The organism is Nocardiopsis listeri (assembly GCF_020741345.1).
Taxonomy (GTDB): domain Bacteria; phylum Actinomycetota; class Actinomycetes; order Streptosporangiales; family Streptosporangiaceae; genus Nocardiopsis; species Nocardiopsis listeri_A.
The window spans coordinates 1-6928 of the sequence record NZ_DYZD01000332.1; the positions used below are offsets into that span (position 1 = coordinate 1).

The 6928-nt window shown below is 67.0% G+C and carries 4 protein-coding genes and 1 pseudogene; all 5 read left to right on the forward strand.

What is annotated here, in order from left to right:
• Nucleotides 1-457, forward strand: a pseudogene (locus tag K8V84_RS17775) (ketol-acid reductoisomerase); the annotation flags it as partial.
• A gap of 177 nt (nucleotides 458-634) precedes the next feature.
• Complete coding sequence (gene serA, locus K8V84_RS17780) at nucleotides 635-2224, forward strand: phosphoglycerate dehydrogenase (protein ID WP_304076312.1); 1590 nt, start codon at nucleotides 635-637, stop codon at nucleotides 2222-2224.
• 338 nt (nucleotides 2225-2562) lie between these two features.
• Nucleotides 2563-2925 (forward strand): hypothetical protein, encoded by a 363-nt coding sequence (locus tag K8V84_RS17785; RefSeq protein ID WP_304076314.1) that lies wholly within the window; start codon nucleotides 2563-2565, stop codon nucleotides 2923-2925.
• On the forward strand, nucleotides 2925-4730 hold the full coding sequence (locus tag K8V84_RS17790; RefSeq protein ID WP_304076316.1) for a glycosyltransferase family A protein: 1806 nt from the start codon (nucleotides 2925-2927) through the stop codon (nucleotides 4728-4730). Before K8V84_RS17785 ends, K8V84_RS17790 begins: the two co-directional genes overlap by 1 nt.
• Complete coding sequence (locus K8V84_RS17795; RefSeq protein ID WP_304076318.1) at nucleotides 4727-6322, forward strand: glycosyltransferase family 2 protein; 1596 nt, start codon at nucleotides 4727-4729, stop codon at nucleotides 6320-6322. The genes K8V84_RS17790 and K8V84_RS17795 overlap by 4 nt, the downstream gene beginning before the upstream one ends.
• Nucleotides 6323-6928: the final 606 nt, after the last annotated feature.

Sequence of the window (6928 nt, forward strand, 5' to 3'; positions counted from 1 at the left end):
CATCAAGACCACCTTCACCGAGGAGACCGAGACCGACCTGTTCGGTGAGCAGACCGTGCTGTGCGGTGGCACCGAGGAGCTGGTCAAGGCCGGTTTCGCCACCCTCGTGGAGGCGGGCTACCAGCCGGAGATCGCCTACTTCGAGTGCCTGCACGAGCTGAAGCTGATCGTCGACCTCCTGTACGAGGGCGGCATCTCCAAGATGAACTGGTCGATCTCGGACAACGCCGAGTACGGCGGCTACACCCGTGGCCCGCGCCTGATCACCGAGCAGACCCGCGAGGAGATGCGCAAGATCCTGGGTGAGATCCAGGACGGCACCTACGCCAAGGAGCTCATGGACGAGTTCGACAACGGCAAGCCGACCTTCACCAAGCGCCGTGAGGCCGAGCAGGCCGAGCAGATCGAGAAGGTGGGCGCCGAGCTGCGTCCGCTGATGAGCTGGCTCAAGGCCTGACAAACGCGGGATTCTCGAATCGGAAGGGGGGAAGGTGAGACATCTTTCCCCCTTTTTCCGCCCCTCGCCCAGTGGGCTTCCCTACCCCACAGATAGACTTTGGATCGGCCGTCACACCCGATTCGGGCAGCGCCTCCACCTGCGCGATCGGGTCGCACCACCTGCAAAGGAACCGTTGTGCCCAAACCCGTCGTACTCGTCGCGGAAAAGCTCTCGCCCGCCGGAATCGCGCTTCTCGAAGAGGACTTCGAAGTCCGTCATGTGGACGGGGCGGACCGGTCTCAGCTGCTCCCGGCCCTGACCGGCGTCGATGCCCTGATCGTGCGCAGCGCGACCCAGGTGGACGCCGAGGCGGTCGGCGCGGCCGACCGCCTCCAGGTCGTGGCCCGTGCGGGTGTGGGGCTGGACAACGTCGACGTGGAATCGGCCACCAAGGCCGGCGTGCTCGTCGTCAACGCCCCCACCTCCAACATCATCAGCGCCGCCGAGCAGGCCATCAACCTGCTGCTGGCCAGCGCCCGCAACACCGCCCCCGCGCACAACGCCCTCATCAACGGTGAGTGGAAGCGCTCCAAGTACACGGGTGTGGAACTGTACGAGAAGGTCGTCGGCGTGGTCGGCCTCGGCCGTATCGGCGCGCTGGTCGCCCAGCGTCTGTTGGCGTTCGGCACCAAGGTCATCGCCTACGACCCGTTCGTGCAGCCGGCCCGCGCCGCGCAGATCGGCGTGGAGATGACCACGCTCGACGACCTCCTGGCGCGCGCCGACTTCATCACCATCCACCTGCCCAAGAACAAGGACACCCTGGGCCTCATCGGCGACGAGGCGCTGTCCAAGGTCAAGCCCTCGGTTCGGGTCATCAACGCCGCGCGCGGTGGCATCCTCGACGAGGACGCCCTGTACCGGGCCCTGAAGGAGGGGCGCGTGGCCGGCGCGGGCATCGACGTGTTCGCCAAGGAGCCGACCACCGACAGCCCGCTGTTCGAGTTCGAGAACGTCGTGGTGGCCCCGCACCTGGGCGCCAGCACCTCCGAGGCCCAGGAAAAGGCCGGCACCCAGGTCGCCCGTTCGGTGAAGCTGGCCCTGTCGGGCGAGTTCGTGCCGGACGCGGTGAACGTGCAGGGCACCGGTGTGGCCGAGGAGATCAAGCCGGGTCTGCCGCTCACCGAGAAGCTGGGTCGGGTGTTCACGTCGCTGGCCGGCGCGCTCGCCGCCCGCATCGACGTCGAGGTGCGGGGCGAGATCGCCCAGCACGACGTGAAGGTGTTGGAGTTGGCCGCGCTCAAGGGTGTGTTCACCGACGTGGTCGAGGACACCGTGACGTTCGTGAACGCGCCGCTGCTGGCCAAGGAGCGCGGGGTCGAGGTCAACCTCGTCACCAGCGACGACAGCAGCGACTGGCGCAATCTGATCTCGGTGCGCGGTGTGCTGGCCGACGGCACCCGTGTGTCGGTCTCCGGTACCCTCACCGGCCCCCGTCAGTTCGAGAAGCTGGTGGAGATCAACAACTACACGATGGAGATCAGCCTCGACGAGCACATGGTGTTCCTCTCCTACGAGGACCGCCCCGGAATCGTCGGCAAGGTCGGCGCGCTGCTCGGCGACTCCGAGGTCAACATCGCGGGCATGCAGGTCATCCGGGACAAGGAGGGCGGCAAGGCGCTGATCGCGCTGACCGTCGACTCCGCGGTTCCGGACGAGATCCTGGCCTCGATCGGCGCGGAGATCGAGGCGGACATCGTCCGTCAGATCGACCTGGAGGACTGACCCCGGGTTGATGGAGTAGGGCCGTTTCGTCCAGATCTTGTTAATTGATATCTGGTCGGGGCGGCCTTTCTGTTGTGTTAATTGCCTTATGGGTTGCTGGGGGTGATCGTTCCAGATTGCCGCTTCGGTGTTCGAATGTGTGCCAAGAATTGGCAAAAACCTGGGGCGTGTACTTGTCTTGATCTTTGTTGCCGGGGGGATAATGGAATCGTGTCCTTGGGCCGTCCGCATGTGGGCGTTCTGCGTGGTCGGTTTTGGGTGAATCCCATTGATCAGTTCGAATGGAGTTCGAATTGCGATTTCTGCGGCGGCGTCCTGTTCTCCTGTTTTTGTTTTCGATGGTCTCGGTGTCCGTGATACTCGGATTGTTGTTCTCCCTAGGGCTGATCGACGTCTGGTCGGCCGTACAGATCATCGCTTTGGCCGCACTCTCCGGCCTGACCTTGCTGCTCGTGATCCAGGTGCGGCGTATCACCGTCCAGATCAGGCACCTGCGCCGTGCCTTCGATCGACAGGTGCGAGAGGTCGCCGAGATCGCGGGGGAGAATCGGGCCGAACTGTTCGGTCGGGCCGACGAACTGACCGATCGGCTGGACAAGGTGACCCGTTCGGTGACCGAACTGTGCACAGAGATCCGCGGCGGGATGCCCGGTGCGCAGGTGTTCGGGGACACCTCGGTGACCGCCCGGGTGGTCTCGTGATGGTCGGAGCCCTGGCCGAGGCCCTCAAGGGCCGTGGGCCGGGGCGTCTGGTGCTGTGCCACATCGGCGGGGGGACCACACCGGCTCCTTTTCGCTCCGAGCCCGAGATCGAGATCGTCGACCTGTCGAGCGCGACCGGGCTCTCGTTCGAGGCGACCGTCGAACGTGTCGTTCTCCTCGCGGCGACCACAGCGGACTTACGCGCGGCCATCCCCCTGAGCGGTGGGCTGCCGTCGGCCACTGAGGTCCGGATCGTGGTCATGACCTCGGCCCCGCACTTCGGGCCGCCCTTTCCGGTGGTGCCCGGTTCGGGGCGGTGGGAGGGGCTGCTGGACTTTCACGTGGGTCGTCTGTCGGACCGGGGTTGGTCCTGCGCACTGGCCTTCACCGATCCGGTGGAGGTCCAGGTGGTCTTTCGTGCGGTCGCCCAGGGGATGGTGGGTGGTCGGCAGGGCCGGGAAGTACCGGTGCCGGAGAGCTCGGACGGTGCCGTTGGCGCGGGCCCCACCTGGGAGGAGTTGGGCCGTACCGGCGGGTTGGTCGGTCGTGCTGTCGGGTCGGGTGTGTCGGTGGGTGGTGTTCCGGCTGTGGATGAGCGGGTGGTGAATCCGATGGGGTTCACCAGGTCCTCGTCGGCGAAGGTGGGGCGGTTGGTTTCGCGTGGTGGTCGTTGGGTGTTGGTCGTGGGGGGTGGTGTGCGTTGGCGGGTGCCGGATGACGGTGCCGTGTCGGATGTGGTGGTGGCGGGTCTGCGTGATCTGCGTGCGGTGAGGGTGGAGTGGGGTCGGCACAGTGGGCCGGTGTCGGCGATGCGTGCGGTGGCCGGGTTGGCCGCTGCGGGCATTCCGCTGCTGAGCGGGCCGGTGCCCGTCTGGGCCCGGTGCCTGGGCGGTGAGCTGTCGTATTCGGTCACTTCCGTCGACGAGTCGTGGATGGCCGATGCGCAGCTGCGTGAGGAGCACAGTGTTCGGTTGCGGAGGGTGGCGTTGCGGCTGTTCGGGCGGCAGGCGCGTTGGTATCGGTCGGGTTGTGGGGGGTCGGTAGGGCCTTCGGTGTCGGTGGTTTTGTGTACGCGGCGGCCGGAGATGGTGGGTTTTGCTCTGCGTCAGGTGGGGCGTCAGCGGGGTGTGGACGTGGAGGTGGTGCTGGCGTTGCACGGGTTCGGGGTGGGTGCTCCTGGTGTTTCGGAGGCGGTCGATGCCTATCGTGCTTCGGGGCGTGAGTTGGTGGTGTGGGAGTCGGATTCGAAGATGGTGTTCGGTTCGGTTCTGAACGGGGCGATCGCTCGGGCCGGTGGTGCGTTGGTGGCGAAGATGGACGATGACGATTGGTACGGGCCGGATCATCTGTCGGATCTGGTGTTGGCCCGCCGTTATTCCGGAGCCGACCTGGTCGGCAGTGCCACGGAGTACTACCACCTGGAACAGTTGAGCCTCACCGTGCGGTGTCTGGTCCCCTCAGAACGTTTCGCCCGACACGTGACCGGTGCCGCGATGCTGACCGACCGCACTGTCATGGAGGAGGTCGGTGGCTTCCGTCCGTGGGGGGGGGACAAGGTGGACGCGGGACTCCTCGACGACGTGCGGGACGCGGGCGGTTCGATCTATCGCACCCACGGGCTGGGATGTGTCATCCGGCGCAGGAGGACCGGGCACACCTGGCGCGAGGCCTCCGGCTACTTCCTGAGGGGGCCCCAGCGGCAGTGGCTCGGCTGGCGGCCCAGCGCGCTACTGGAGTCCGACTCCGATCCCCAGGACGTGCCGGCCGCGGAATCCGGTACGACGGTACGAGGGAGCGACCGATGACGATCGCCCAGAGCGGCTCGACGCGGACGCTGTCCGCACCGCGTCCGTTGATCCGGCGTAACGATTACTCGGTGTTGGAGCCGCCGTCGTTGGGGGAGTGGGAGCCCGAGTTGTCGGTGAGTGTGGTGATCCCGGCCTATGGCGGTCAGGAGAGGTTGGATCTGACCTTGGCGTCGATGGCGGCGCAGAGTTATCCGAGCGGCCTGATGGAGGTCGTGGTGGTGGACGACGGCAGTGATCCGGCGTTGCGGCTGCCGTCGATCCACCCGGAGCACACCCGATTGGTCAAGGCCCCGGAGGATGGATGGGGGCCCGGGCACGCGGTTCAAGCGGGGGTGGAGGCGACGAAGGCGTCCGTCGTGATGCGGTTGGACTCCGACATGGTCGTCGGCCGTCGCCACGTGGAGGCGCAGATGCGGTGGCACCACCTGGCCGACTACCTCGTCGTCATGGGTCGGGTCGTGTTCGGTGAGGACCCGGGTACCGGGCTCACCCCCGCCTACGTGTACGACCGAGTGCGCCGCACGGAGACGGCCGACCCCCTGGGCCTGGGCACGGGCGGCATGGAGTGGATCACCGAGGTCCTGGAGGAGACCGATGGTCTGCGCTCGTCCGGGCACCGGGCCTGGGAGGTGTTCACGGGGGCCACGGCCTCGGTGAGGCGCGAACTGCTCGAGGCCACCGGCGGAACGGCAGCGGAGTTGGTCATGGGGGAGGACAGCGAGCTCGGATACCGTCTCTCCCAACGGGGCGCGGTCTTCGTCCCGGATCCTGCGGCGGAGGGCCTGCACCTGGGGCGGCCGACGACGGAGCGGCACCGAGACGAGGCGGCGTGCTACCGACGACCGTTCCTGGAGAACCGGGTGCCCCGGCAGTACACCCGCCGCAGGGCACCCGGGCGGACCTGGCAGGTGCCCTTCACCGACGTGGTGGTCGACACGGTCGGGCGCAGGTTCGAGGACGTTACCGAAACGGTGGACGCCCTGCTGGCCGGTGACGTGGCCGACATCCGGATCACACTGGTGGGCGAGTGGTGGTGGGTGGCGCCGGGGCGGCACGCCACGATCGACGATCCGATGGTGGACGTGCGGCTCGTTCACGAGAACTACAGGGGTGAGCCGAGGGTGGGTTTCGCCGAGGTCGAGCCGGAGCCCGACCCGGATGTCCCCTTCCGGCTGTTGCTGTCGCCCGGCACGTGTTTGAACCGGGGCGCGGTACGTACTTTGACGAAGGCCGCGGACCGGAAAGGTGCCGGGCTCGTCCGAGTGCCGAGCGTGGGAGGGCCGTCCCATCCACTGCGCCTGGAACGCACCGCGGCCTTCGCCCGGGCACGACACCTGGGGGTGGGCGCGGCGGGCCGGGACGCAGTGGTGGCCGAGCTGTGGGGCGTCCACGTGATGGACTGCGCCGAGATCCTCGCCGGGACCGAGGAGGACGGGGAACAACCGGCGAAGGACTGGCACAAGAAGATGCGCCAGGCGGAGAAGGACGCCGCCCACTGGCGGGCGGAGACCGAAAGGTGGGAGCGTCGGATCCGGGCGCTTACCCAGGGGCGCTGGTCGTGGTTGCTGCTCGGCGGGCTTCGAAAGTGATCCACGGTGGTTCGCCACGCTGATTCGGTCCATTCGCACCGTTCTGAACAGCAAAAACGCAAAGACTTCTCACATGGTGAGAAGTTCTGGTCATGTAGTTGGACATCCGATATTCTGAAGCCCTAGGAGTCGGTGGCGTGGGCAAACCGCCCGGCGCCGCGACCCACGCCGAACCCGCCCCCACCGGGGCCCGTTCCGGTGACTCCGGCAGGCGATCCCGCCGGGGCGAACTCCTTGTCCCCCTTTCTTCCGTGGACACCGTCGCCCACGCCGTTCAGCGGTGATGGCCCCGTCGTGCTCGGGCGCCATCGCACAACGCATCCGGAGGATCACATGTACGACATGATCGAGTACCCGTCCGCGCCCGACACCGATGACGAGATCGCTCGCGCCCTGCAGGACGCGATCAACCGTCGCGCCTGAGCGAATTCGCGGGTGGGGGGCTGTGCCGGTCGTTCGGACCGGTACAGTTGTCTCACCTACTGTTCATCTGATCTCGTCATGTGAGAAGCACGGGCGTGGTCACGTCTGAGTTAGAGGCAGTCCGTATGGCAGTGCGCACCGTGAAACTGGCCGTCATCCCCGGTGACGGGATCGGCCCCGAGG

Excerpts from the sequence above, each read along its gene's own strand:
- K8V84_RS17790 (WP_304076316.1), top strand. The coding sequence starts at position 2,925 with ATGGTCGGAGCCCTGGCCGAGGCCCTCAAGGGCCGTGGGCCGGGGCGT.
- K8V84_RS17795 (WP_304076318.1), top strand. The coding sequence starts at position 4,727 with ATGACGATCGCCCAGAGCGGCTCGACGCGGACGCTGTCCGCACCGCGT.
- K8V84_RS17785 (WP_304076314.1), top strand. The coding sequence starts at position 2,563 with ATGGTCTCGGTGTCCGTGATACTCGGATTGTTGTTCTCCCTAGGGCTG.